A 23,860-nucleotide genomic window follows, 5' to 3' on the forward strand; every position below is an offset into this window, starting at 1 on the left:
TCCGGGGAGCGCGCGGCCCACGTCGTCGGGGACTCGGGCAGGACGTGAGCCGCGCGCTCGGTCGGTGTCACCGCTCGAAGCGGTCTCCGCGCTCGCCGAACGGTCCGCGCTGCTCGAAGCGGTCACCCCGGTCGGGTTCGCGGTCGCCGCGTTCGTGGACGCGCGCGTGGCCGGGCCCGCCGCGGTGGTCGGACCGGTCAGCGGCGACCGCTCCCACGATGCCGCCGCCGAGGACGAGCCCCAGCAGGCCCGCGGCGACCACCTGGGTGGCGCGGTGGCCCGCGAGACGCCTCACCCGGCCAGGGCGTGCCGGTACCGCAACCGAAGGGGTCGCTGCCGCAGGCGGCGGAGGTTCCGCCGCCGGCTGGTCCGGGGCGGGCTGCTGACCGGCCGCCGCGTCGGCCGGCAGCGGGGTGGTGGCCTGGTCCGGTGCGGGCCGGGCGGCCCGCGGGTCGTTCTGCGCCCGGTCCTGCGACGGCTCCCGCGGTGGAGGCGTCTGTCCCTGCTCGCTCATGTCCTCAACGATGCGCCGCTCTGCTGAGGCGGGGCTGACAGCCACCTGTTCGTTTCCTGAAGGACCTCGGGCTCCCGCGCGGAGTTCAGCACCGGGCGGGAGGCGGCGAAGACGTGGCGCTGGTCGGCGAAGGTGGCGCCGAACAGCTCGGGGTCGAGGACGCCGGACCACACGAAGTGCAGCGTCGTGCGGGTGCCGTTGCGGGCGTCGCGCCGCGCGTAGTGGTCGCGCAGGTCGGCGTAGAGCAGGCGCAGCTCGTCCCGGTTGGACTCGGTGAGGCGGACCGGGCATTCGACGACCAGGTCGGACATGTCGGTGCTCCATTCGGCGGGCCGGGGACCACAGGGTGCTCGCCGCGAGCGCGTGAACGCATCCGGAAAACCACTCAGAAGGGCTGCGTAGGTATCTCGGGGCGGAAACGGGTTGCGCGCACCCGCTTCAATCGGAGGATGGAACTCGTACCGCTCCGCAAGGAGTTCGCACAGGCGATGGCCGAACCGCGGCCGAACGACGCCGAGGTGAACCGGCTCACGGGTACGCACGCGACGTTCACGCTCGCGGATTACGAGGCCTACGTCGAACGGACCCTGAACGACCCCAACCGCTACACGCGCGCGATAACGGAGGACGGGAAGTTCCTGGGCGAGGTCGTTCTCACCATCAATCCGCACAACCGCTCGGCGGGACTGCGGATCGCGATGTGGGACGGTTTCGGCAAGGGGTTCGGAACCGCCGCGATCCGGCACGTCCTCGACCACGCGTTCGGCGAACTGGACCTCCATCGTGTGGACTTGGAGGTGTACGAGTTCAACGAACGGGCGATCCACGTCTACTCCAAGCTCGGCTTCCGCGAGGAGGGCAGGCTGAGGGACGCCCTGCTGTGGGACGGCGTCTTCCACGACGCGATCGTCATGTCCATCTTGAGCACCGATAACATCTGATCCGCAATCACCTTCTTCGAACTAGGAGTCACCGTGTCCGAGTCGCGCCCAGCAGTCGCCCAGAACCCGCCGCGCGTGGTGGTTCCGGCTGGGACGACGGCGGGCACGGCCGTGCGCGAGGCCGGTCTGCCGGGCAAGGGCGCCGACGCGATCGTCGTCGTGCGCGACGCCGAGGGCCACCTGCGCGACCTGTCGTGGACCCCGCGGGTCGACGTCGAGGTCGAGGCCGTCGCCGCGGACACCGAGGACGGTCGCAGCGTGATCCGCCACTCCGCCGCCCACGTGCTGGCGCAGGCGGTGCAGCAGCAGTTCCCCGAGGCCAAGCTCGGCATCGGCCCGCCCGTGAAGGACGGCTTCTACTACGACTTCCAGGTCGAGAAGCCCTTCACGCCCGAGGACCTGCAGGCGCTGGAGAAGCGCATGAAGCAGATCATCAAGTCCTCGCAGCGGTTCTCCCGCCGCGTCGTCGAGTCGGTCGACGCCGCGAAGACCGAGCTGGCGTCCGAGCCGTTCAAGCTCGAGCTCGTCGACATCAAGAGCGACGTCGACACGAGCGAGGTCATGGAGGTCGGCGGCGGCGAGCTGACGATCTACGACAACCTCGACCCGCGCTCCGGTGAACAGGTGTGGGGCGACCTGTGCCGTGGCCCGCACGTGCCGACCACCAAGCACATCCCGGCGTTCAAGCTGACCCGCGTGGCGGCGGCGTACTGGCGCGGCAACGAGAACAACCCGCAGCTGCAGCGCATCTACGGCACCGCGTGGGAGTCCGCCGAGGCGCAGGACGCGTACCTGGAGCGCCTGGCCGAGGCCGAGCGCCGCGACCACCGCAAGCTGGGCGTCGAGCTCGACCTGTTCTCGTTCCCGGACGAGATCGGCTCCGGCCTCGCGGTGTTCCACCCCAAGGGCGGCATCATCCGCAAGGCGATGGAGGACTACTCCCGCCAGCGCCACACCGAGGCGGGCTACGAGTTCGTCTACTCGCCGCACATCACCAAGGGCAAGCTGTTCGAGGTCTCCGGTCACCTGGACTGGTACAAGGACGGCATGTACCCGGCGATGCACCTCGACGCCGAGGTCGACCCCGACGGCACGGTCCGCAAGCCGGGCCAGGACTACTACCTCAAGCCGATGAACTGCCCGTTCCACGACCTGATCTTCAAGTCGCGCGGCCGTTCTTACCGCGAGCTGCCGCTGCGCATGTTCGAGTTCGGCTCGGTCTACCGCTACGAGAAGTCGGGCGTGGTGCACGGCCTGACCCGCGTGCGCGGCATGACGCAGGACGACGCGCACATCTTCTGCACCCGCGACCAGATCCGCGACGAGCTGAAGTCGCTGCTCAACTTCGTGCTCGACCTGCTGCGCGACTACGGCCTCGACGACTTCTACCTGGAGCTCTCCACCAAGAACCCGCAGAAGTTCGTCGGCCCGGACGACGTGTGGGAGGAGGCGACCGCGACCCTCGCCTCCGTGGCCGAGGAGTCCGGCCTGGAACTCGTGCCCGACCCCGGTGGCGCCGCGTTCTACGGCCCGAAGATCTCCGTGCAGGCGCGCGACGCGCTCGGCCGCACCTGGCAGATGTCGACGATCCAGCTCGACTTCATGCTGCCGGAGAAGTTCGAACTGGAGTACACCGGCCCGGACGGCTCCCGCCAGCGCCCGGTCATGATCCACCGCGCGCTGTTCGGTTCCGTCGAGCGCTTCTTCGGCGTGCTGACCGAGCACTACGCGGGCGCGTTCCCGGCGTGGCTCGCGCCGGTGCAGGTCATGGGCATCCCGGTCACCTCGGAGAACGCCGACCACCTGTTCGCGGTGCGCGAGACGCTGAAGAAGGCCGGCATCCGGGTCGAGGTCGACGCCTCGGACGACCGCATGCAGAAGAAGATCCGCAACCACACCATGCAGAAGGTGCCGTTCATGCTCCTGGCCGGTGCCAAGGACGTGGAGGCGAACGCGGTGTCGTTCCGGTTCCGCGACGGCACGCAGATCAACGGCGTGCCGGTGGAGAAGGCCGTCGAGCAGATCGTCGACTGGGTCGGGCGCCGGGAGAACGCCTCGCCCACGGCGGAACTGCTCTCGTGACGCCTGAGTTCTCCGAGCAGGCCGGTGTCGGGGTCCCGGACGCGTTGCAGCGCCTGTGGACCCCGCACCGCCTGTCGTACGTGCAGGGGGCGGGCAAGGCCGAGGGCGACGAGCCCGCCGGCTGCCCGTTCTGCCGCGTGGTGGAGCTGTCCGACGCCGACGGCCTGATCGTCGCGCGCGGGTCCGAGGTCTTCGCGCTGCTGAACCTGTACCCGTACAACCCGGGCCACCTGATGGTCCTGCCGTACCGGCACGTGGCGGACTACACCGAGCTCTCCGCCGGGGAGACCGCGGAGCTCGCCGCGTTCACGCAGAAGGCGATGCGGGTCGTGCGGCACGTGGCGGCGCCGCACGGGTTCAACATCGGCATGAACCAGGGCGTCGTCGCGGGCGCCGGCATCGCCGCCCATCTACACCAGCACCTGGTGCCGCGGTGGGGCGGCGACGCGAACTTCATGCCGGTCATCGGGCACACCAAGGTGCTCCCGCAGCTGCTGGGGGAGACCCGGCAGCTGCTGGCGGACGGCTGGAAGGCGATCGACTGATCGTTTCGCGGTGACTATCTGTTGACTTTCGATAGATGGCGCGCGATAGTCGATCCATGCTTCGCTTGCTGCTGCCTCTCGTGGCCTGCCTCCTCGTCGCCGCGCTCGGCGTCGCCGCCCTGCTGTACGCGCAGCACGACGACGCCCCCGGCCTCGGCCTCATCGCATTCGTGCTGATCTTCGGCGCCATCGGCTTCGCCGTGCGCTCCGTTTTGCGAGCGCGGAAGTCCGTTTGACGCACCTCGTCGGCTAAACAGAGCGTTTAGTCCGTCGAAGTGTGATTGACGGCGGTACTAATTCTTGGACAAAAGAGTGACAAAAACCACTCATGTTGTCCTGACTGGACAATCGGCGCTGTTTCGTCTCCGGGTGGAATGGCTTTCGATTACATCTTTCGGGTGCATTTCCGCGGTCGATCGAGACGTGAAGCCAGCACAAAGCGATTCCAGGTAGGTGAGATCACCCACCTGGAGGTGTCAACTGCGAACCAAGTCCCCGCCTATGGCCGATCGTCTCACCGTGTGCGAATGGTTACGGTGCGAACATGACCGCACCTGAGCGTTCGCGATTAGCGAGAGAACGGCTTTCGCGTGAACTACGCCGGTTGCGCACCGAGGCGAAGATGACCGGCACGGCCACCGCCCGTGCCACCGGGATGAGCCAGTCCAAGCTGTCGAAGATCGAGAACGGCATGCTGCTCCCGTCCGTCACGGACGTGGAGCGTCTCGTGGCGGAACTGGCCGCCGCGAGAGAGACGCGCATCGAACTGGTCGAACTCGCCAGGTCGCTGCACGCCGAGGCGGAAACCCGTCGTGTCGTGCTGCACCGAGGAGCGCACCGCCACCAGCAAACGATCAGCCGCGTGGAGGCCCGCGCCGCGACATCGAGGTTCTTCCAGGTCAACCTGGTCCCCTCGCTGCTGCAGTCCGAGGCCTACCTGCGCATCGTGCTGGGGACGATGCCGCATTCGGAGCAGGAGGCCGCGGTGGCCGCCCTGCGCACCCGCCGTTCCCGAATGGACGACCTGGCGAAGCAGTTCGTGTTCGTGCTCTCCGAAGCAGCCCTGCGCTGGCGGATGGGCACCCCCGAACAAATGGCCGAACAGGTGGAACACCTGGCCGCCATGCAACGCCGCCCGAACGTCCGCCTCGGCGTCGTCCCGTGGTCGGCCGACGCGAACGTGGTGGCCCTGCACGGTTTCCACATCTACGACGAGCGCGTGGTGACGGTCAGCGTGCTCACCGGCAACGCCACGATCACCGATCCGCTGGACGTGCGGGAGTACCTCGCGCTGTTCGGGCGGCTGGAGAGGCTGGCGGTGCGGGGGGAGGAGTTGCAGGGGTTGTTGAAGCGCATCGCCGAGGATCATCGGCGGCTCCTGTAGCCCTGGGCCGGGGGCGTTGGTTCGGGCGGCCCTGGAGGGAGTTCGGGGAGGCGCCGGCTCGGGCGGTTTGGACGTCGGGTTCGGGAGGCGCCGGCTCGCGTGGCCCTGGGTGTCGCGTGTGGGGGCGCTGGCTCGCGTGGCTCCGGGCTTCGCGTTCGGGGTCGGCGCCGGTCCGGCAGAGGGGTCGGTCCGGCAGAGGGGTCGGGGCTGCGCCAGGTTCGCGTCGTTGGCGCGACCTGTTGTGGGCTCGGGCGGGCTGATCGTGGCGCTGCGGCTGGTGCGGTGCTGACTGGTTCGCCTCCCTGCTGTCCCGGGGTCTTGGCCGGGCTGTCAGCGTGCCGCTTGTCGGAATGTCAACATTCCGACAAGCGCCGGTTGTAGGAATGTTGACATTCCGACAAGTGGAGTGGTGGGCGCTGCGAACAGGTCGTGCTGCGCGTCCCGCCGCTGCTCGCCGCAGCCGCCGCCCGCGGCCGGCCGCTTGCCGGGCGTCGCCTGTGACCACCGCGAGCTACCGCCGAGCGTCACCGCGCATCCAGGTTCGCCACAGTCGCCGCCTGCCGCCGCCACCTCGGTCCGTCACCTCGGTCCGCCACCTCGGTCCGCCACCGCAGCCCCGACCTCCCCGCGCCCCGGCCCCCCGCGCCCCGCCTCACCCGCGAGCCGCGCGTTTCACCAGTCCAGCTAGGCTGCGACCTGCCATGCTGAACATCTTCGCTCGCGCGTCCGTCTCGCGCGTCACCGATCCGATCGGGGCGTGGTTGCTGGCGCGTGGCCTCACGCCCAACGCCGTCACCGTGTTCGGCACGGTCGGTGCCGTCGCCAGCGCTCTGTGGTTCATCCCCCGCGGGCAGTTGTTCGTCGGCTGCGCGCTCGTGGCGTTCTTCGTGCTGCTCGACCTGATCGACGGGGCCATGGCTCGCGCGCAGGGGCCGACGCGGTTCGGGGCGGTGCTCGACGCCACCTGTGACCGCATCGCGGACGGGGCGTTGTTCGCGGCGCTCACCTGGTACGCGTTCGACACCGGCAACCGGTGGACGGCGGCGGCCGGGTTCATCTGCCTGGTGGCGTCGCAGGTGATCTCGTACGTGAAGGCGCGTGCCGACGCGAACGGGCTGTCCGCCGACGGTGGGCTCGCCGAGCGGGCCGAGCGGTCCATCGTCGCGCTCGTCGGGGCCGGGGTGCAGGGGCTGGGTGTGCCGTACCTGCTGGACGTCTCGTTGTGGTTGCTGGCGGCGATGACCGTGGTGACGGTGTTGCAGCGGATCTTCGCCGTGGCGAAGTCGGCGCGGGAGGCCGCGTGAACCTCGCGACGCTCGGGTACAGCGCCGGGTGGCGGCTGATCCGCCTGTTGCCGGAGGCGTGGGCTCGCGGGTTGTTCCGGGCCGGTGCCGACTACGCGGTGAAGCGTGGTGGCACGAGCATCGACCAGTTGCGCGCGAACCTGCGGCGGGTCGTGCCGCAGGCGGGGGACGAGGAGCTCGACGAGCTGGTGCGCGACTCGGTGCGGTCGTACGCGCGGTACTGGTGCGAGGCGTTCCGGTTGCCGTCGATGGACCTGAAGGCCGCGTACGAGAAGTGCGACTCGCAGGTGTCCGGCGTGGAGAACCTCGACGCGGCGCTCGCGGCGGGCACCGGTGCCGTGGCCGCTCTGCCGCACAGCGGCAACTGGGACATGGCCGGGGTGTGGCTGGTCGGCCACTCCGGCACGTTCACGACGGTGGCCGAGCGGTTGAAGCCCGAGTCGCTGTACCGCAAGTTCGTGGAGTTCCGCGAGACCCTCGGCTTCGAGGTGCTGCCGCTGCACGGCGGCGACCGTCCACCCGCGACGGTGCTGGCCGAGCGGTTGCGGGACAACAGGGTCGTGTGCCTGCTCAGCGACAGGGACCTGACGTCGTCCGGGGTGCCCGTGACGTTCTTCGGCGAGCAGACGCTCATGCCCGCGGGGCCGGCGCACCTCGCTGCGACGACGGGGGCGGCGCTGCTGCCGGTCGGGTGCTGGTTCACCGAGGACGGCTGGCACTTCCGCATCCACCCGCCGATCAAGGTCAGCAACGTCCAGACGGCCACGCAGGCGGTCGCGGACGTGTTCGCGGCCGACATCGCCGCGCACCCCGCAGACTGGCACATGCTGCAGAAGCTGTGGCTCGCCGACCTGCCGGAGAGCCGCCGTGCCGCGCTGGCCAGGAGGCTCGCCCGGTGAAGGTCGGGATCGTCTGCCCGTACTCCCTCGACGTGCCCGGGGGAGTGCAGGCGCACGTCGTCGACCTCGCGCGCGCCCTCATCGGCCTCGGGCACACCGTCGACGTCCTCGCGCCCGCCGACGACGACCAGCAGCTGCCGGACTTCGTCACGTCCGCGGGCCGCGCGGTCGGCATCCCGTACAACGGGTCCGTGGCGCGGCTGAGCTTCGGCCCCGTCTCGTACGCGCGGGTGCGGCGCTGGATCGACGAGCACCAGTTCGACGTCCTGCACCTGCACGAACCGACGGCGCCGTCGCTGTCGTTCCTGGCGCTGGTGGTCGCGGACGGCCCGATCGTCGCCACCTTCCACACCTCGACGCCGCGCTCGAAGATGCTATCGGCGTTCCAGGGAGTGCTGCAGCCGTTCCTCGAGAAGGTCACGGCCCGCATCGCGGTGTCCGCGCTGGCCCGGCGGGTCCAGGTCGAGCACCTCGGCGGCGACGCGGTGGAGATCCCGAACGGCGTCGACGTCGACTTCTTCGCCTCGGCGTCCACTTTGGACGGCTACCCGCGCCCCGGCGGCACGATCGGCTTCGTCGGCCGCTACGACGAGCCGCGCAAGGGCATGCCGATCCTGTGGGAGGCGTTCGGCCTGATCGCCGACGAGTTCCCGGACCTGCGGCTGCTCGTCGTGGGCCGCGGCGAGTCCTCGTTCGACGGGCCGCACGCCGACCGGGTCGACCTGCTCGGCCAGGTGAGCGACGAGGACAAGGCGCGGATGCTGCGCAGCGTCGACGTCTACGTCGCCCCGAACACCGGCGGCGAGTCCTTCGGGATCATCCTCACCGAGGCGATGTCCGCCGGCACGGCGGTCGTGGCGAGCGACATCGACGCGTTCCGCCGCGTGCTGGACGACGGCAAGGCGGGCGCGCTGTTCCCGGTCGGCGACGCGGCCGCGCTGGCGGACGCGTTGCGCTCGGTGCTGCGCGACTCGGCGTTGCGCGCCGAGTACGTCGACCTCGGATCGCAACGGGTGCAGGCCTTCGACTGGTCCGTGGTCGCGAGCCAGGTGCTGCGCGTCTACGAGACCGCCATCGCCGCCGACCCGCGCCGGGTGAGCGAGGCATGACCGCCTTCCTGGTCGTCGTCGCGGTCACGCTCCTCCTGGCCGCCTGGGTCCTCGGCATCGCGAACCGCCTCGACCGCCTGCACGTCCGCACCGACGCGGCCTGGGCGGCCCTCGACGCGGCACTGGCCCGCCGCGCGGTCGTCGTCCGCGCCCTGCTCGACCCCGCGCTGGCCGCTGCCGCCTCGAAGGCCGAGTCCGCCTCCCGCGCCGATCGCGAGCTCGCCGAGAACGAGCTCTCCGGCCTGCTCGCCGCCCTGGACCGCTCGTCCCTGGCCCCGGCGGCGGCCTTCGAGCTCGCCGACGCCGAGGAACGCGTCGTGCTCGCGCGCAGGGTCCACAACGACGCCGTGCGCGACACGCTCCTGCAGCGCCGCCGCAGGGTCGTCCGCTGGCTCCGCCTCTCCGGCACCGCGCCGCAGCCGTCGTACTTCGAGATCGCGGAGCCCACCGCCCCGTCCGACGCGGTGATGCTCAAGCCCCGCCCGTCCGCGCGCGTCGTGCTGACCGACGCGGAAGGCCGCGTGCTGCTGTTCCAGGGCTTCGACCCCGCACGGCCGCAGGAGCTGTTCTGGTTCACCGTCGGCGGCGGTGTGGAGGACGGCGAGGAGCTGCGCGACGCGGCCGTCCGCGAGACGTTCGAGGAGACCGGAGTGAAGCTCGCGCCGGAGCAGCTGGTCGGCCCGGTCTGGCGTCGCCGCACGGTGTTCAGCTTCGACGCCGAGGAGTGGTTCTTCTACGCGTCCGTCGACGGGGTCGAGGTCGACACGTCGGGTTTCGACGACGTCGAGGAGACCACGATCTCCACGTTCCGCTGGTGGAGCGCGGAAGAGCTCGAAGCCACCGAGGACACCGTGTACCCGGTCCAGCTGGCCGAGCTGATGGGGTCGCTGCGCTCGGAGTGGGACGGCGAGACCCGCTCAGTCCGCTGAGAGTCCCAGAACCCCGCGGCCTCGCGGGACTTCTCGGCCAGGTACAGGAACGATGCGCGGGTGGACGCGACCTCGGGGTGCGCCGGGCCGAGCACCCGGATCCGGTCCTCGAGCAGCTTCCTCGCCTCGGCCGCCGCCTCGGCCACCTGCCCCGCTTCGTACAGCCAGTGCGAGAGGCCGGTCCGGCTCATCCAGGTCTGCGCGTGGTCGGGGCCGAGGACGCGGCTCCGGTCGGCCAGCACCAGCCGGGTCTCCGCCGCCGCCGAAGCCGGGTCGCCCGCCTTGCCGATCATGTCGGCGATGTTCTGGCGGGTGATCATCGTCTGGACGTTGTCGTGGCCGAGCAGGTCGACCCGGTCCGCGAGGAGCCGTCGCGCTTCGGCGAGCGCGCCCGCGACATCGCCGGCCTGGGCGCGCCAGAACGCGATGTTGTGCCTGGTGGTCAACGTTTCGTCGTGGTCGCGACCGAGGACGCGGAGCTGGTCGGTGAGCAGCCGGCCCAGGTCGGCGGCGGCACGGGCCGGATCACCGGCCACGCCGTGGCTGCACGCGATGCCCCGCCTGAGGAGCAGCGTCTGGACGTCGTCGGGGCCGACGGCCTCCAGCAGTTCGGGCAGCAGCCGGCGGTAGGCGGTGATCGCCCCGGCCGGGTCGGTCGTCTCGCTCCCGAAGTGGATCAGCAGGCGGCGGATCGCCAGGACGTCGCGGTGGCGCGGGCTCAGGTGTTCGACGGCGGTCGGCAGGAGGCCTTCCAGCGATTCCACGGCCTCCGCGAGCAGACCGACGTCGACCAGGCTTTCCAGCCGGCGGAACAGCACCGGGGGACAGGCGCCGTCCCACAGGGCCTCGCCACCGGACGCGAGGAGGGCTTCCGCGTTGGCGCGCAGGGTTTGCCCCTGCTCGGTGCCGCGCTCGGTCCTCGGCCACGCCTGAGCCAGCCCGTCGGCCGCGACGCGCACGACGGCGCCCAGGTCGGCCGCGTCCCTGGTGGCGCGCTGCACCAGCGCGTGCACCCGCACCGATCCGGCCCCGGCGTCGAAGGTGACCAGGCTGAGCCGGTGCAGGCAGCTCAGCCCGTCCCGCGCGTCGGAGGAGTCCACGCCGAGGAACCCCAGCACCGCCGGTGAGGTGAACACCTCCAGCGGGATCCCGTTGGCGTCCAGCACACTCGCGATGGCGAGCAGCGGACGTGCCACGCCCTGCGGTCGCAGCGAGTCGGCTCGTTCCACGGACAGCGACCAGGTCGCCGCGACCGTCGCCCGGTGCTCGTCGGGCAGGTCGTCCGGTGCCACGGCGGCAAGGCGCCGCTCCGCCAGACGAGTCCGGTACTGCGCGCACGAGAGCTGCCGGTCGAGGACGTACGCGGCCGCCTGGGCCAGTGCCAGCGGCAGGTGCCCGAGGTCCTCGGCCAGCTCGGCGGCCCCGTCGGCGCCACCGGCCGCGGAAGTCAGGTACGCCACCGATTCCCGGGCGCTGAACACGTCCACGTCGACGACCTGCCGGTCCCCGCGCAGCGACGCGTCCCGCCGCCTCGTCGTCACGACGACGCGCCCCGACGCCGGTGGCCACAGGCCGTGCAGGTCCGCGGGCGCCTGCACGTCGTCGAGCACGACCAGCCAGGGTTCCGGGGTCTCGGCGAGCCACTCCAGGAACGTCCGCGCGCTCCCGGCCCGCCCGGTGATCTTCGCGGCCGCGTCGGCGTAGCTGGAGACGATCGCGTCGCGGGAAGCCGCGGTGACCCACACCAGCACCCGGACCTCGCCCGCGTGCCACAGCCGTTCGGCGTGGTCGGCGGCGAGCTGGGTCTTGCCGACGCCGCCCATCCCCGTCAGGACGGCGCGGTCCGGGACGTCCACACCGCGGTGCTGGAACGACCCGGCGCGCTGCGGCACCAGGCCCACCCGCAACGGCAGCGCAGCCGGCCGGGAGGCACCGCCGACGTGCACGTCACCGTGGACGACGCCGAACTGGTTGACCTGCCCGGACGTGCCCTCCGCGTTGTTGGACACGTCCGGTAACGGCAGATCGTCAGACATGCACGACAGTATGGACCTAAACGGCGTGGATGATCGCCGATCCGTAGGCGTCGCGCGTTTTGTCCTTCTCGTCGTGCATCAGGTACAGCGCGAAGTTGTCCACGCCGATCTCCTTCAGCTCCTGCAACCGCTCGACGTGCGCCGACTCCGGTCCCACGAGGCAGAAGCGGTCCACGATCGCGTCCGGCACGAAGTCGGTGGACCGGTTGCCCGCCTTGCCGTGGTGGGAGTAGTCGTAGCCCTCGCGGTCCTTGATGTAGTCGGTCAGGGCCTTGGGCACCACGCCCGAGTCGCCGTAGCGGGCGACGAGGTCCGCGACGTGGTTGCCGACCATGCCGCCGAACCACCGCAGCTGGTCGCGCTGGTGCGGGAGGTCCGTGCCGACGTAGGCGGGCGCCGCCACGCACATCGTGATCGCCGACGGGTCCCGCCCGGCGGCCCGTGCGGCCTCCCGGACGGAACCGATCGTCCACCGGGCGATGTCCGGGTCGGCGGTCTGCAGGATGAAGCCGTCGGCCTGCTCGCCGACCATCTTCAGCGCCTTGGGACCGTACGCGGCCATCCACATCTCGAGCTTCCCGTCGCGCACCCACGGGATCCGCACCGCGGTGCCGTGGTGCTCGACCTCGCGACCCTCGGCGAGCTCCTTGATCACGCGCATCGCGTCGCCCAGCGTCGCCAGGGAGGCGGGCTTCTGGCCGATCACGCGGCGGGCCGAGTCGCCCCGGCCGATGCCGCAGACCGTGCGGTTGCCGAACATGTCGTTCAGCGTCGCGAACAACGACGCCGTCACCGACCAGTCGCGGGTGGACGGGTTGGTGACCATCGGGCCGATGACGATGTCCTTGGTGGCGCCGAGCACCTGCGAGTAGATGACGAACGGCTCCTGCCACAGCACGCAGGAGTCGAACGTCCAGCCGTAGCGGAAGCCGCAGTCCTCGGCCGCGCGGAGGCCCTCCACGACGTCCCGCGCCGGCGGGTCGGTCTGCAGCACGATGCCGAAGTCCACGGCGGTTCCGCCTTTCTCACACGAGGTACTGGTTGAGGTCGCGGGACACGAACCGGCCGTGGCCCGTCGAACCGCGGTAGGCGCCGTCGGCGATCACCTTGCGGCCGCGCGAGAACACGGTGTCGACCTTGCCGGTGACCTCGAAGCCCTCGTAGGCCGAGTAGTCCACGGCCATGTGGTGGGTCTCGGCGGAGATCGTCTGCGTGGCCGCCGGGTCGTAGACCACGACGTCGGCGTCGGCGCCCGGTGCGATCACGCCCTTGCGCGGGTACATGCCGAACATCCGCGCGGGCGTGGTCGACACGATCTCGACCCAGCGTTCGCGGGTGATCTCGCCCTTGACGACGCCCTGGTGCAGCAGGTCGACGCGGTGCTCGACGCCGGGCATGCCGTTGGGGATCTTGGAGAAGTCGCCGAGTCCCAGCTGCTTCTGGTCCTTGAAGCAGAACGGGCAGTGGTCGGTGCTCACGACGGACAGGTCGTTGGTGCGCAGCCCGCGCCACAGCGACGACTGGTGCTCCTTGGGGCGCAACGGGGGCGACGCCACGTACTTGGCGCCCTCGAAGCCCGGCTTGGCCAGGTCCTCCAGCGACAGGTACAGGTACTGCGGGCACGTCTCGGCGAACACGTTCTGGCCCGTGTCCCGCGCGGCCGTGACGGCGTCGAGCGCCTGTGCCGCCGACAGGTGCACGATGTAGAGCGGGGAACCGGTCACCTTCGCGAGCTGGATCGCCCGCGAGGTGGCCTCGCCCTCGAGCTCCGGCGGCCGGGTCAGCCCGTGCTGCACCGGGTCGCCCAGGCCGTTCGCGAGCGCCTGCGCGACGAGCTGGTCGATCGCGATGCCGTTCTCCGCGTGCATCATGATCGTGGCGCCCGTCTCGCGCGCCTTCTGCATGGCGCGCAGGATCTCGCCGTCGGTGGCGTAGAAGACGCCGGGGTAGGCCATGAACATCTTGAAGCTGTTCACGCCCGCCGCGATGCACGACTCCATCTCCTTGAGCGACTCGTCGGTCACGTCGGAGATGATCATGTGGAAGCCGTAGTCGACCGCGCAGTTGCCGTCGGCCTTGGCGTGCCACCTGTCCAGGGTGGACAGCAGGCTGCTGCCCTTGGGCTGCACGGCGAAGTCGACGATCGTGGTGGTGCCGCCCCACGCCGCCGCCGTCGTGCCCGTCTCGAAGGTGTCCGCGGACTGGGTGCCGCCGAACGGCATCTCCATGTGGGTGTGGGCGTCGATGCCACCGGGAATGACGTACTTCCCCGCGGCGTCGAGCACCTCGTCGGCCTGGACGGCGAAGCCGGGCGTCACGAGCGCCGCGATGTGCTCGCCGTCGATGAGGACGTCGGCGGCGTGCGAGCCCGTCGCGTTGATCACCAGGCCGTTCTTGACGAGTGTGCTCACGGCGTCACCAGGCCCTCGTAGGTGTCGGGGCGGCGGTCGCGGTAGAACGCCCACGTGTCGCGGACCTCGGTCAGCAGGTCGAGGTCCAGGTCGCGCACCACGAGCTCTTCCTCGGTGTCGGACGCCGCTTCGCCCACGAGCTGGCCGCGTGGCGACACGAAGTACGTCTGGCCGTAGAACTCGTTGTCCCCCAACGGTTCCACGCCCACCCGGTTGATCGCGCCGACGAAGTACTCGTTCGCCACGGCCGCGGCGGGCTGCTCCAGCCTCCACAGGTACTCCGACAGCGACCGGGACGTCGCCGACGGGTTGAACACGACCTTCGCGCCCGCGAGGCCCAGCGCCCGCCAGCCCTCGGGGAAGTGGCGCTCGTAGCAGATGTAGACGCCGATGCGGCCGACCGCGGTGTCGAACACCGGGTACCCGAGGTTGCCGGGCTTGAAGTAGAACTTCTCCCAGAACCCCTTCACCTGGGGGATGTGGTTCTTGCGGTACTTGCCGAGGTACGTGCCGTCGGCGTCGATCACGGCCGCGGTGTTGTAGTAGACGCCCGGCTGCTCCACCTCGTACATCGGCACGATCAGCACGATGTTGTTCTGCGCGGCGACCTCCTTCATCAGCTCCGTGGTGGGGCCGTCGGGGATCGACTCGGTGTAGGAGTAGAAGTCCGCGTCCTGCACCTGGCAGAAGTAGGGGCCGTAGAAGAGCTCCTGGAGGCACAGCACCTGCGCGCCCTGGGACGCGGCGTTGCGGATGTGCTCGACCGCGTTCGCGATCATCGACTCCTTGTCGCCCGTCCACTTCTGCTGGACGAGCGCCGCCCGGATGATGTTGCTCATCTGGTCGTCTCCTTTGCCGTGTTGTCCTTCAGGGCCAGGAACACCAGGAAGCCGGCCGCGAAGCCGACCACCCAGTTGTAGTCGTAGAGCGGCTTGAGGAACGGGATCAGGCCGCCCTCCGGGAACGGACCGCCGTGGGCGCCGCCGACCGCGAGCACGGAGCCCACGAGGGTCGCCACGACGGCACGCCAGTTCCAGCCGCCGTTGAACCAGTACGCGCCCCGCCCGTCCAGGTAGAGGTCGGTGAGGTGCAGCTCGGTCTTCTTGATCACCCAGTACCCGGCGACGAAGACGCCGGCCACGCTCGCGAGGAGCCCGCCGTAGAACCCGAGCCACGCGAAGATGTAGATGCCGGGGTCGGAGATCAGCCGCCACGGCTGGATCACGATGCCGATGACGCCGGTGATCAGGCCGCCGACGGCGAACGTGATGCGGCGCGGGAAGGCGTTGGAGAAGTCGTAGGACGGGCTCACGACGTTCGCCGCGAGGTTCGCCGAGATCGTGGCCAGCACCAGCGACACCAGCGCGACCAGCACCAGGGCGGTGCTGTCGAAGCGGGACGCGAGGTCCGCCGGGTCCCAGATCGCCTCGCCGTACAACGCCTGCGCGCCGGACGTCGTGAGGATCGCGACGATGGCGATGAACGACATGGTCGTCGGCAGGCCGAGGATCTGACCGGTGACCTGCTTGCGCTGGCTGCCACCGAACCGGGTGAAGTCCGGCATGTTCAGGCTGAGCGTCGACCAGAACGCGATCATGCCCATCAGCGCGGGGAAGAAGACCTTCCAGAAGTCGGGGCCCCAGCCGAGCTTGCTGCCGGTCTGCAGGATCGGCCCGAAGCCGCCCGCCTTCACCAGCACGTAGCCGAGCAGGATCAGGAACCCGACGCTGACGAGCGGCGCCGTCCAGTTCTCGAACCGCCGGATCGCCTCCATGCCGCGCCAGATGACGAGCATCTGCACGACCCAGAAACCGAAGAAGCACAACCACAACGTCCACGGCTGCCCGGCGACGACCGACGCGTTCGCCCAGCTCTCGCCGGCCAGCCGCCCGATGATGACGTGCAGCGCCTTGCCGCCGACCCACGTCTGGATGCCGAACCAGGCGCAGGCGATGAAGGCCCTGAGGAGCGCGACGAGGTTCGCGCCGCGGATGCCGTAGAACGCGCGGGCGAACACGGGGAACGGGATGCCGTACTTCGTGCCGGCGTGGCTGTTGAGCAGCATGGGGACCAGCACGATCAGGTTGCCCAGGGTGATCGTGAGGAACGCCTGCACCCAGTCCATGCCGATCGCGATCAGGCTCGCCGCGAGCGTGTAGCTGGGGATGTTGTGCGCCATGCCCATCCACAGCGCGAAGAAGTTGTAGGTCGTCCACGTCCGCTGCCGCACGGGAACGGGGGCGAGTTCGGGGTTGAAGAACCTGCTGTCCCTGATGGGACCCACGTCGCTCAGTTCGACGCGGCCGTCAGGTGTGACCTGGGGCGGTGAGGACTTGACTGCCATCGTTCAACCCCCTGTTACGCTGCTGAAACAATGCCAACCCGGTCTGATTCCACCCCGGAATCCTGGGTCCGCCGCCGCAGGTGTGGCAGTGTCAGAGTGTCCACGCTTGTCATGATCGGCGCACATTGTGTTCCCCTGCCGGGCATGGTGCTTCCCCGGCGTGCTCTGCTGCTCGGCGGCGCGGGCCTGGTCGCGGCGGGTGCGACGAGCGCCGTCCTGAGCCCGCGCGGCCGCCGCCTGCCCGGCTGGACCGGGCCCGGCGGCGTGGTGCCCTCCGCCGAACCTGTACCCGTTCAGCCGATGCCGTGGGGCGCGTGGATGGGTCGTCCGGTCCGGTGGTGCTCGTGCTGCACGGCCGTGGCGGCAGCGTCGCGTGGTGGGAGGCGCTCGGGCTGCCGCGGTTCCTCGACGGGTGCGGGTTCCGGTGCGCCGTGGTCGACGGCGGCGAGGAGTACTGGGTCTCGCGGACGCCGCCCGTGCCGTTCGAGGCCGCGCTGGACGTGTCGATGGGTGGTTCGGCGTGCTGGACCTCGCGTCCCGGCAGCCGCTGAAGGCCGTGGCGGCGATCAGCCCGGCGTTGTTCCCGGTCTGGGAGGACGCCTCGCGCATCAACGGGTTCGCCTCCCGTGAGGTGTGGGAGGCACACGAACCGTTGCGTCGCACGGACCGGATCACGTCACCGGTAGGCGTGTGGTGCGGCTGGAGGATCCTTTCTCCGATCCGGCTCAGGAGTTCGCAGCGACTTTGAGCCGCACCACGGCCGTGCCCGCCTTCCGGTCGTGCCACGTCCGCGTCCCGCGCAGGTCCAGCGCCTCCACGGCGGACAGCACGAGCAACGCGAATCCTCCGACCAGCAGCAACGACGCGACCCAGCCGGTCGGCCCCACGGTGACGTGCTCGCCGATGACGACCCACGGCTGTTGCAAGCCGAGGCCCGCCATCAGCGCCGGCTCCCGCCAGCCCAGACCGACCAGCACGAGCACCGCGCCCACACCCGGCAGAGCGGTGGTGACGAGCGTGCGGGTCAGCGCCCGCCGCAGGCTCAGGCCGGACGCGGAACCCACGACCCGCAACCCCGTCAGCGCCTTGCCGAAGGTGTTCAGGCGGAGCAGCAGGGCGTCGTAGACCACCGCGCAAGCCACCACCAGCACGGGCTCGTGGACCAACGGCCACGCCACGACCAGCACCAGGAGCCAGTCGAGCAGACGGGCGATCAGCCGACGAACGAGCATGATTCACGCTAAGCGGCGGAAGTCCCCCATAAATTGTCAGTTCATGGCCACTTGCCGAACGAACTCGGCCATCCACCGGCCGTTGTCCCTGACGACCGACCGCTCGGTGAGCCCGTCCGCCGCGAAGGCCCCGACCTCGGCCCGCGTGAGCGGCCACGGCGGCCCGTCCGGCTCGGGCCCCTCGTCCCGCGCCACGGCCAGCACCAGCAACGTCCCGCCGGTCAGGCCCGCGACCCTCCCGGCGGCCTCGGCGTGCAGCGCCGGTGGCAGCGCCTGCACGGTCATGTTCTCCACGACCAGGTCGAACGCGCGGTGCCACTCGGCGGGCGGGTTCAGCAGGTCCGCCACCACGTAGGACACCGAGGACCCCGGGTGGCGCGCCCGGACGGCGGCGATGCCGGTGGGGGAGACGTCGAAGGCGGTCACGTCGAACCCGCGCGAGGCCAGGAACTCGGAGTCGCGGCCGAAACCGCAGCCCACGACCAGCGCGCTCCTGCCAGTGCCGTCGAGGCCGTTCGCCCACTCGACGAGGTGCGCCTGAGGGTGGGGGACGTCCCACGGGACGGAGGCGGTGCCGGCGCCGGCGGCCGCGTAGAGGTCTTCGAACCAGCCGGTCGGGTTGGCCGCCTGGAGGCGGCGGGCGTCGTCTTCTGCGGACATGAGGCCACTTCTACCGGGTTCGCCGCCGCCCCGTGATCAACCGGCGCAGTGCGCCGTGCGGACCAGGGAGCCGAACGAGAACAGTTGCACGCAAGTGCGCGGGTCACGCGGTGCAACGTGAACACCTCTGCGCTTCCAAAGTGGACAGGAGGAACCCGGTGCGCCCGCGGCGGTCAGTCCGAACGGGACGGTGCCGGTCGGACCTCCTCCAGGGACAGCCCGACCCGGCGCACCGATCTCACCTGATAGGGACGGCGTACGCCGTCCGGTGTGTACCGACGGTGACCGAAGGCCGTGCGTTCGGACGTGACGACAAGACATTTTCGTTGTGGTGGTGGAACGTGCGGATGGGCGGTCCACTCACTTTCGGCAGGTCAACGATGCTCCACCAGGTCACACGACGACCGCGGGAACTCCGGTGGCCCGCGGTTCAAGCCCTGAACACCCGATCGAGCGGGTTAATCCGCGAACTGAACGCGCCGATGTAATCGAAGATCGGTCCCCAAAACCAGATTGAGGAAAACTGTGTCTCGTTCCGGACTGTTCCGTGCCGCCGCTCTGCTCGCCGCCAGCGCCGCCCCGCTCCTCGCGGGTTCGGCCAGCGCCGCCGAAGCCCCGCAGCTGGGGACCGGCCTTCCCGAGGTGGGCGCGGACAAGCTGATCACCGACGCCACGCGGCACGCGACCCCGCTCCAGTCGGGTGCCGCCGTCCAGCTGCCGCGCGTGGGCCTGCCCGTCGCGGGCGACCTGCCGGCTCTCCCCGGCCTTCCGGCCGCGGCGCAGGAGCGGTCCGTCGGCTACCCGATCGCGGCCCAGATCGGCGAGATCGCCGGCCTGCCCGACCCGGGCGACCTGCCGGGCACCGCGAGCGTCGGCAACCTGCCGTCGCCGTCGCTGTCCGCGCTGCCGGTCAACGGCGCCGTGCCGAACCCGACCGTTCTCTCGGGCATGCTCCCGACCATCAACGGCTGAGTTCGCACGTCGAAAATGGGCCCGTGCGCGCTCACGGGCCCATTTCGTGCACCAGCAGCGCGACGTACAGCGACAGCACGGACTCCGGGTCCTCCAGCGAGACGCCGAGGACCTGTTCGATCCGCCCGAGCTGCTGGTAGTAGGCGGTGCGCGAGAGGTGGGCCGCCGCGGCGGCCGCCGACTTGTTGCCGCCGTTCTCGCACAGGCACCGCAGCAGTTCCACGAGCCGTGAGCCCTGCGCCGTGTCGCGCGCCAGCAACGGACCGAGCTCGCGGTCCGCGAAGGCCCGCACGCGTTCGTCGTCGCGCAGCAGGTGCAGCAGGCCGCGCAGCCGCACGTCGTCGAGCCGGTGGTAGAGCTGCGATCCCGGCGCCCGCAACGCCGCTCCGGCCACGTGGGCGGCCTCGCCGAGCGACCGGCGCACGTCCGCGGTCGACGTGACGGTCGTGCCGACGGCGATCACGACCTCCGAAGCCGCCGTGCGGTGGATCTCGCGCGCGACCTTGCGCAGAACCCCCTCCACGCCCACGGTCGACGGCACCGACAGCAGTGCGCGCACCGACGTGTCATCCACGACGCCGACGAGCGCCGCCACCGTCACGCGCCGCCCGGCCAGCGCGGTCGCCTCGGCGAGATCGCGCAGGACCTCCTGTGTGGCAAGCGTTTGCCCCTGCAGCACCGAGACCGGCCGCACCGCCACGCCGATCAGCTGCCGCCGTTCCAGCGGGACGCCCAGCGCCGCCGCCCGCGCGCCCAGGTCCGGCGACTGCGGCGACTGGCCGAGCAGCTGGGCCAGCAGCGTCCGGTGCGTCTGCCGCTCCAGCGACTCGCGGTCCCGCGCCACGAGCCGGTGCACGGCCAGCGCGGACGCGGCGCGTTCGGCGACGACCACGTGCCGGTGCGGGGGCGGCTCCGGCGACACCACCACGAGCCGGCCCCAGTCGGCTCCGCGCGCCCCGACGATCGTGATCAGCCAGCCGGACGCGGTGTCGTAGGCGGTCCGTTCGGACACCGTGACGGCTCGCGAGCGCGCGGCCCAGTCGTCGAGCAGCAGGACGGGGTCGTGCCCGGCGGCGTCGTAGGCGAGCACGTCGTGCCCGAGCGTCTCCAGCACGACCGGCAGCCCGGACGTGCGAGCGACCTCGCGCAGCACCTCGGAGGGTTCCGCGCCGGCGACCGTCAGCGCCGTGAACGTCTCGTGCACCTGTTCCGCGGCCCGCAGCTCGGCGAGCTGGGCGTCCACGATCAACGCCACCACCGCCTCGGTCACGGCCACGTACTTGGTCTCCTCCGACAGCGTGAGCAGCGGCAACCCGTGGTGCTCCGCGGCGGTCACGAGCGCGGCCGGCACGTCGTCGCGCCACCGCCTGCCCAGCTCGACCACGAGCCCGGCGCACCCGACGGCGGCCAGTTCCTCGACGTAGCGGGCGAGACCGGACTCGGGCAGCATCACGCCGGTCGTGAGCACGAGCTCACCGCCGCGCAGCAGGGGCGCGATGTCCGCGATCTCCGCCACGTGCACCCAGCGGACCCGGCGGCCGAGCCCGGCCGACCCCGCGACCAGACGGGGCCTTCCCTGCCGGATCACCGGCAGGGCGACGACTTCGGCGACCGTCGGGTACATGGACACAACGTAATGCCAACCAGCCGATCCGGGTACAGGTTGTGCATGGCGGCGAACCCGGCGCGCCAGCAGACTCCGAGGTCAGGAGTAGACCCCTGGAGGACGTGATGGCCCACAAGGAGCTGCTGGCACGACACCGCGCGGTGATGCCGGAGTGGCTGGCCCTCTACTACGACGAGCCCATCGAGATCGCGAGCGCCCGCGGGCGCCGTGTGACCGACCGCGAGGGCACGACCTACCTCGACTTCTTCGCGGGCATCCTGACCAACGCCATCGGCTACGACGTCGCGGAGATCAGCGACGCGATCCGCTCGCAGCTCGACACGGGCGTGCTGCACAGCTCCACGCTGTACCTGATCCGCTCCCAGGTCGAGCTGGCCGAGAAGATCGCGGAGCTCTCCGGCATCCCGGACGCCAAGGTGTTCTTCACCAACTCCGGCACCGAGGCCAACGAGACCGCGCTCATGCTCGCCACCCAGGCCCGCCGCAGCGAGCAGGTCCTGGCGCTGCGCAACAGCTACCACGGCCGTGCGTTCGCCACGGTCGCCATCACGGGCAACCGGGGCTGGTCCGCGTCCGCGCTGTCGCCGATCAAGGTCAGCTGGGTGCACGGCGGCTACCGCTACCGCTCGCCGTTCAGGTCGCTGTGCGACGCCGACTACGTCAAGGCCTGCGTCGACGACCTGCGCGAGGTCATCGAGACCACGACCTCCGGCGACGTCGCCTGCATGATCGCCGAGCCGATCCAGGGCGTCGGCGGCTTCACGTCCCCGCCCGACGGCCTGTTCCGCGCGTTCAAGGACGTGCTCGACGAGTACGGCATCCTCTTCGTCTCCGACGAGGTGCAGACCGGCTGGGGCCGCACCGGCGAGCACTTCTGGGGCATCCAGGCGCACGACGTGGTGCCGGACGCGATGACGTTCGCCAAGGGCCTCGGCAACGGGCTCGCGATCGGCGGCGTCGTCGCCCGCGGCGACCTGATGGACTCCATCACCGCCAACTCGATCTCCACCTTCGGCGGCAACCCGATCTCCACGGCAGGCGCACTCGCCACCGTGGACTACCTGCTCGAGCACGACCTGCAGGCCAACGCCGCCAAGCTCGGCTCGCGCCTGATCAGCGGCCTGCGCTCGCTCGCCGACAAGCACCCGGTGATCGGCGACGTGCGCGGCAAGGGCCTGATGGTCGGCGTCGAGTTCGTCGGCCCGGAGGGCGAACCGAACGCCGCCGCGGCCGCCACCGTGCTCAGCGAGGCGAAGGCGCTCGGCCTCCTCGTCGGCAAGGGCGGCCTCTACGGCAACGTGATCCGGCTGGCCCCGCCGATGACCCTGACCGAGGACGAGCTCGAAGAGGCCCTGGCGATCCTGGCGCAGGCGGTGGAGCGCGCATGATCAGGCACTGGATCGGCGGCAAGCCGTGGGACGGCACCCCCGAGCGGCAGGGCGACGTCTACGACCCGACGTCCGGCGAGGTCGCCTCGCAGGTGGCCTTCGCCTCCGTGTCCGAAGTGGACGCCGCGGTGGCCGCGGCCGCGGAAGCGTTTGCGTCCTGGCGCACCGCGTCCCTGGCGCAGCGCTCGACCGTCATGTTCAAGTTCCGCCAGCTCCTCGACGACCGCAAGGGCGAGCTGGCCGAGATCGTCTCGGCCGAGCACGGCAAGGTCGTGTCCGACGCGGCGGGCGAGGTCCAGCGCGCACTCGAGTCCGTCGAGTACGCGTGCGGCATCCCGCAGCTGCTCAAGGGCGGCTTCTCCGAGAACGCGTCGACCCGCGTCGACGTCTACTCGATCCAGCAGCCCGTCGGGGTCGTCGGAGTGATCTCGCCGTTCAACTTCCCGGCGATGGTGCCGCTGTGGTTCGTGCCCACCGCAATCGCTTGCGGCAACACGGTGGTGCTGAAACCGTCCGAAAAGGACCCGTCGGCGGCCTGCTTCATCGCCGAGCTGTTCGCCGAGGCCGGGCTGCCCGACGGCGTGCTCAACGTCGTGCACGGCGACAAGGTGGCGGTGGACCGGCTGCTGGAACACCCCGAGGTGAAGGCGATCTCGTTCGTCGGCTCCACCCCGATCGCCCGGTACGTCTACGAGACCGGCACCGCGCACGGCAAGCGGGTGCAGGCGCTCGGCGGCGCCAAGAACCACATGGTCGTCCTGCCCGACGCCGACCTCGACCTGGCCGCGGACGCCGCGGTGTCCGCCGGCTTCGGCTCGGCGGGCGAGCGCTGCATGGCGATCTCGGTCGTCGTGGCCGTCGGCGAGATCGGCGACGCGCTGGTCGACCGCATCAGGTCGCGGATCGCCGGCGTGAAGGTCGGCTCCGGCTCGGCGTGCGAGATGGGACCGCTGGTCACCGGCGCCCACCGCCACAAGGTGACGTCCTACCTGGACGCCGGCGTCGCCGAGGGCGCCGTCCTCGCCGTCGACGGCCGCGACCACCCGATCGACGGCGACGCGGGCGGCTTCTGGCTCGGCCCGACCCTCTTCGACCACGTCGGCACCGACATGACGATCTACACCGACGAGATCTTCGGACCGGTGCTGTCGGTCGTCCGCCGGGACACCTACGAAGAGGCCGTCGAGCTGGTGAACGCGAACCGGTACGGCAACGGCACCGCGATCTTCACCAACGACGGCGGCGCGGCCCGCCGGTTCCAGAACGAGGTCGAGGTGGGCATGGTCGGCGTGAACGTGCCGATCCCCGTGCCCGTCGCCTACTACTCGTTCGGCGGCTGGAAGGAATCGCTTTTCGGCGACTCACACGCGTACGGGCCGCACGGCGTGCACTTCTTCACGCGCTCCAAAGTGGTCACGTCGCGGTGGCTCGATCCTTCGCACGGCGGCGTGAACCTGGGGTTCCCGCAGAACACCTAGAGTGG

22 protein-coding genes and 1 pseudogene are annotated in these 23,860 nt (G+C 70.7%); 13 read left to right on the forward strand and 10 right to left on the reverse strand.

What is annotated here, in order from left to right:
• Window positions 1-67 precede the first annotated feature (67 nt).
• On the reverse strand, window positions 68-514 hold the full coding sequence (locus V1227_RS39775; protein ID WP_329790219.1) for a hypothetical protein: 447 nt from the start codon (window positions 512-514) through the stop codon (window positions 68-70).
• Window positions 511-825 (reverse strand): hypothetical protein, encoded by a 315-nt coding sequence (locus tag V1227_RS39780; RefSeq protein ID WP_329790220.1) that lies wholly within the window; start codon window positions 823-825, stop codon window positions 511-513. The genes V1227_RS39775 and V1227_RS39780 overlap by 4 nt, the downstream gene beginning before the upstream one ends.
• A gap of 138 nt (window positions 826-963) precedes the next feature.
• On the opposite strand from V1227_RS39780, the gene V1227_RS39785 reads away from it, so the two are divergent.
• From V1227_RS39785 to V1227_RS39825, 9 genes are all read left to right on the forward strand, one after another.
• Window positions 964-1,455: a GNAT family N-acetyltransferase gene (locus V1227_RS39785; RefSeq protein ID WP_236222439.1), complete on the forward strand. Its 492-nt coding sequence runs from the start codon at window positions 964-966 to the stop codon at window positions 1,453-1,455.
• Between the two features lie 33 nt (window positions 1,456-1,488).
• Window positions 1,489-3,537, forward strand: coding sequence for a threonine--tRNA ligase (gene thrS, locus V1227_RS39790; RefSeq protein ID WP_329790221.1), 2,049 nt, complete (start codon window positions 1,489-1,491; stop codon window positions 3,535-3,537).
• Complete coding sequence (locus V1227_RS39795; RefSeq protein ID WP_329790222.1) at window positions 3,534-4,082, forward strand: HIT family protein; 549 nt, start codon at window positions 3,534-3,536, stop codon at window positions 4,080-4,082. The genes thrS and V1227_RS39795 overlap by 4 nt, the downstream gene beginning before the upstream one ends.
• Before the next feature lie 56 nt (window positions 4,083-4,138).
• The gene (locus tag V1227_RS39800) at window positions 4,139-4,318 is read left to right on the forward strand and encodes a hypothetical protein (RefSeq protein ID WP_236222443.1); all 180 of its coding nucleotides are present in this window, start codon (window positions 4,139-4,141) and stop codon (window positions 4,316-4,318) included.
• Between the two features lie 308 nt (window positions 4,319-4,626).
• The gene (locus V1227_RS39805; RefSeq protein WP_329790223.1) at window positions 4,627-5,466 is read left to right on the forward strand and encodes a helix-turn-helix domain-containing protein; all 840 of its coding nucleotides are present in this window, start codon (window positions 4,627-4,629) and stop codon (window positions 5,464-5,466) included.
• 701 nt (window positions 5,467-6,167) lie between these two features.
• A complete protein-coding gene (gene pgsA / locus V1227_RS39810) occupies window positions 6,168-6,770 on the forward strand; it encodes a phosphatidylinositol phosphate synthase (RefSeq protein WP_329790224.1) in 603 nt (200 codons plus the stop codon).
• Window positions 6,767-7,669 (forward strand): phosphatidylinositol mannoside acyltransferase, encoded by a 903-nt coding sequence (locus V1227_RS39815; protein WP_329790225.1) that lies wholly within the window; start codon window positions 6,767-6,769, stop codon window positions 7,667-7,669. The genes pgsA and V1227_RS39815 overlap by 4 nt, the downstream gene beginning before the upstream one ends.
• The gene (locus tag V1227_RS39820; protein WP_329790226.1) at window positions 7,666-8,778 is read left to right on the forward strand and encodes a glycosyltransferase family 4 protein; all 1,113 of its coding nucleotides are present in this window, start codon (window positions 7,666-7,668) and stop codon (window positions 8,776-8,778) included. The genes V1227_RS39815 and V1227_RS39820 overlap by 4 nt, the downstream gene beginning before the upstream one ends.
• Entirely contained in the window at window positions 8,775-9,707 is a 933-nt protein-coding gene (locus tag V1227_RS39825) for an NUDIX hydrolase (protein WP_329790227.1), read from the forward strand. The genes V1227_RS39820 and V1227_RS39825 overlap by 4 nt, the downstream gene beginning before the upstream one ends.
• 83 nt (window positions 9,708-9,790) lie before the next feature.
• Here V1227_RS39825 and V1227_RS39830 read toward each other — a convergent pair.
• The 5 genes and pseudogenes from V1227_RS39830 to V1227_RS39850 form a co-directional block, all read right to left on the reverse strand.
• A pseudogene (locus tag V1227_RS39830) lies at window positions 9,791-11,743 on the reverse strand (tetratricopeptide repeat protein); the annotation flags it as partial.
• A gap of 16 nt (window positions 11,744-11,759) precedes the next feature.
• Window positions 11,760-12,752, reverse strand: coding sequence for a TIGR03842 family LLM class F420-dependent oxidoreductase (locus V1227_RS39835; protein WP_329790228.1), 993 nt, complete (start codon window positions 12,750-12,752; stop codon window positions 11,760-11,762).
• 16 nt (window positions 12,753-12,768) lie between these two features.
• Window positions 12,769-14,154, reverse strand: a complete 1,386-nt coding sequence (gene hydA / locus V1227_RS39840) for a dihydropyrimidinase (protein WP_329790229.1) — start codon at window positions 14,152-14,154, stop codon at window positions 12,769-12,771.
• Entirely contained in the window at window positions 14,151-14,993 is an 843-nt protein-coding gene (locus V1227_RS39845) for a nitrilase-related carbon-nitrogen hydrolase (RefSeq protein WP_236219030.1), read from the reverse strand. Before V1227_RS39845 ends, hydA begins: the two co-directional genes overlap by 4 nt.
• Complete coding sequence (locus V1227_RS39850) at window positions 14,990-16,498, reverse strand: NCS1 family nucleobase:cation symporter-1 (RefSeq protein ID WP_329790230.1); 1,509 nt, start codon at window positions 16,496-16,498, stop codon at window positions 14,990-14,992. Before V1227_RS39850 ends, V1227_RS39845 begins: the two co-directional genes overlap by 4 nt.
• A gap of 314 nt (window positions 16,499-16,812) precedes the next feature.
• Here V1227_RS39850 and V1227_RS39855 point away from each other — a divergent pair, with 314 nt between their 5' ends.
• Window positions 16,813-17,049 carry a hypothetical protein gene (locus V1227_RS39855; RefSeq protein ID WP_329790231.1) on the forward strand — a complete coding sequence of 79 codons (237 nt, stop codon included), beginning with the start codon at window positions 16,813-16,815 and terminating at the stop codon, window positions 17,047-17,049.
• Between the two features lie 174 nt (window positions 17,050-17,223).
• Here the strand turns inward: V1227_RS39855 and V1227_RS39860 are convergent, their stop codons facing one another.
• Together V1227_RS39860 and V1227_RS39865 are read right to left on the reverse strand one after the other, a co-directional pair.
• Entirely contained in the window at window positions 17,224-17,730 is a 507-nt protein-coding gene (locus tag V1227_RS39860) for a hypothetical protein (protein ID WP_329790232.1), read from the reverse strand.
• A 36-nt stretch (window positions 17,731-17,766) separates the two neighbouring features.
• Window positions 17,767-18,390 (reverse strand): class I SAM-dependent methyltransferase, encoded by a 624-nt coding sequence (locus V1227_RS39865; RefSeq protein WP_329790233.1) that lies wholly within the window; start codon window positions 18,388-18,390, stop codon window positions 17,767-17,769.
• A 525-nt stretch (window positions 18,391-18,915) separates the two neighbouring features.
• Between V1227_RS39865 and V1227_RS39870 the strand changes: the two genes are divergently transcribed.
• Window positions 18,916-19,362, forward strand: coding sequence for a hypothetical protein (locus V1227_RS39870; protein ID WP_329790234.1), 447 nt, complete (start codon window positions 18,916-18,918; stop codon window positions 19,360-19,362).
• A 31-nt stretch (window positions 19,363-19,393) separates the two neighbouring features.
• On the opposite strand, the gene V1227_RS39875 is transcribed toward V1227_RS39870, so the two are convergent.
• The gene (locus V1227_RS39875) at window positions 19,394-20,986 is read right to left on the reverse strand and encodes a PucR family transcriptional regulator (protein WP_236219042.1); all 1,593 of its coding nucleotides are present in this window, start codon (window positions 20,984-20,986) and stop codon (window positions 19,394-19,396) included.
• Between the two features lie 107 nt (window positions 20,987-21,093).
• On the opposite strand from V1227_RS39875, the gene V1227_RS39880 reads away from it, so the two are divergent.
• Together V1227_RS39880 and V1227_RS39885 are read left to right on the forward strand one after the other, a co-directional pair.
• The gene (locus V1227_RS39880; RefSeq protein WP_236219044.1) at window positions 21,094-22,377 is read left to right on the forward strand and encodes an aspartate aminotransferase family protein; all 1,284 of its coding nucleotides are present in this window, start codon (window positions 21,094-21,096) and stop codon (window positions 22,375-22,377) included.
• Complete coding sequence (locus V1227_RS39885) at window positions 22,374-23,855, forward strand: CoA-acylating methylmalonate-semialdehyde dehydrogenase (protein WP_329790235.1); 1,482 nt, start codon at window positions 22,374-22,376, stop codon at window positions 23,853-23,855. Before V1227_RS39880 ends, V1227_RS39885 begins: the two co-directional genes overlap by 4 nt.
• Window positions 23,856-23,860 lie beyond the last annotated feature (5 nt).

Origin of the sequence: Lentzea sp. DG1S-22, from assembly GCF_036321065.1 — a bacterium.
Taxonomy (GTDB): Bacteria; Actinomycetota; Actinomycetes; order Mycobacteriales; family Pseudonocardiaceae; genus Lentzea; species Lentzea jiangxiensis.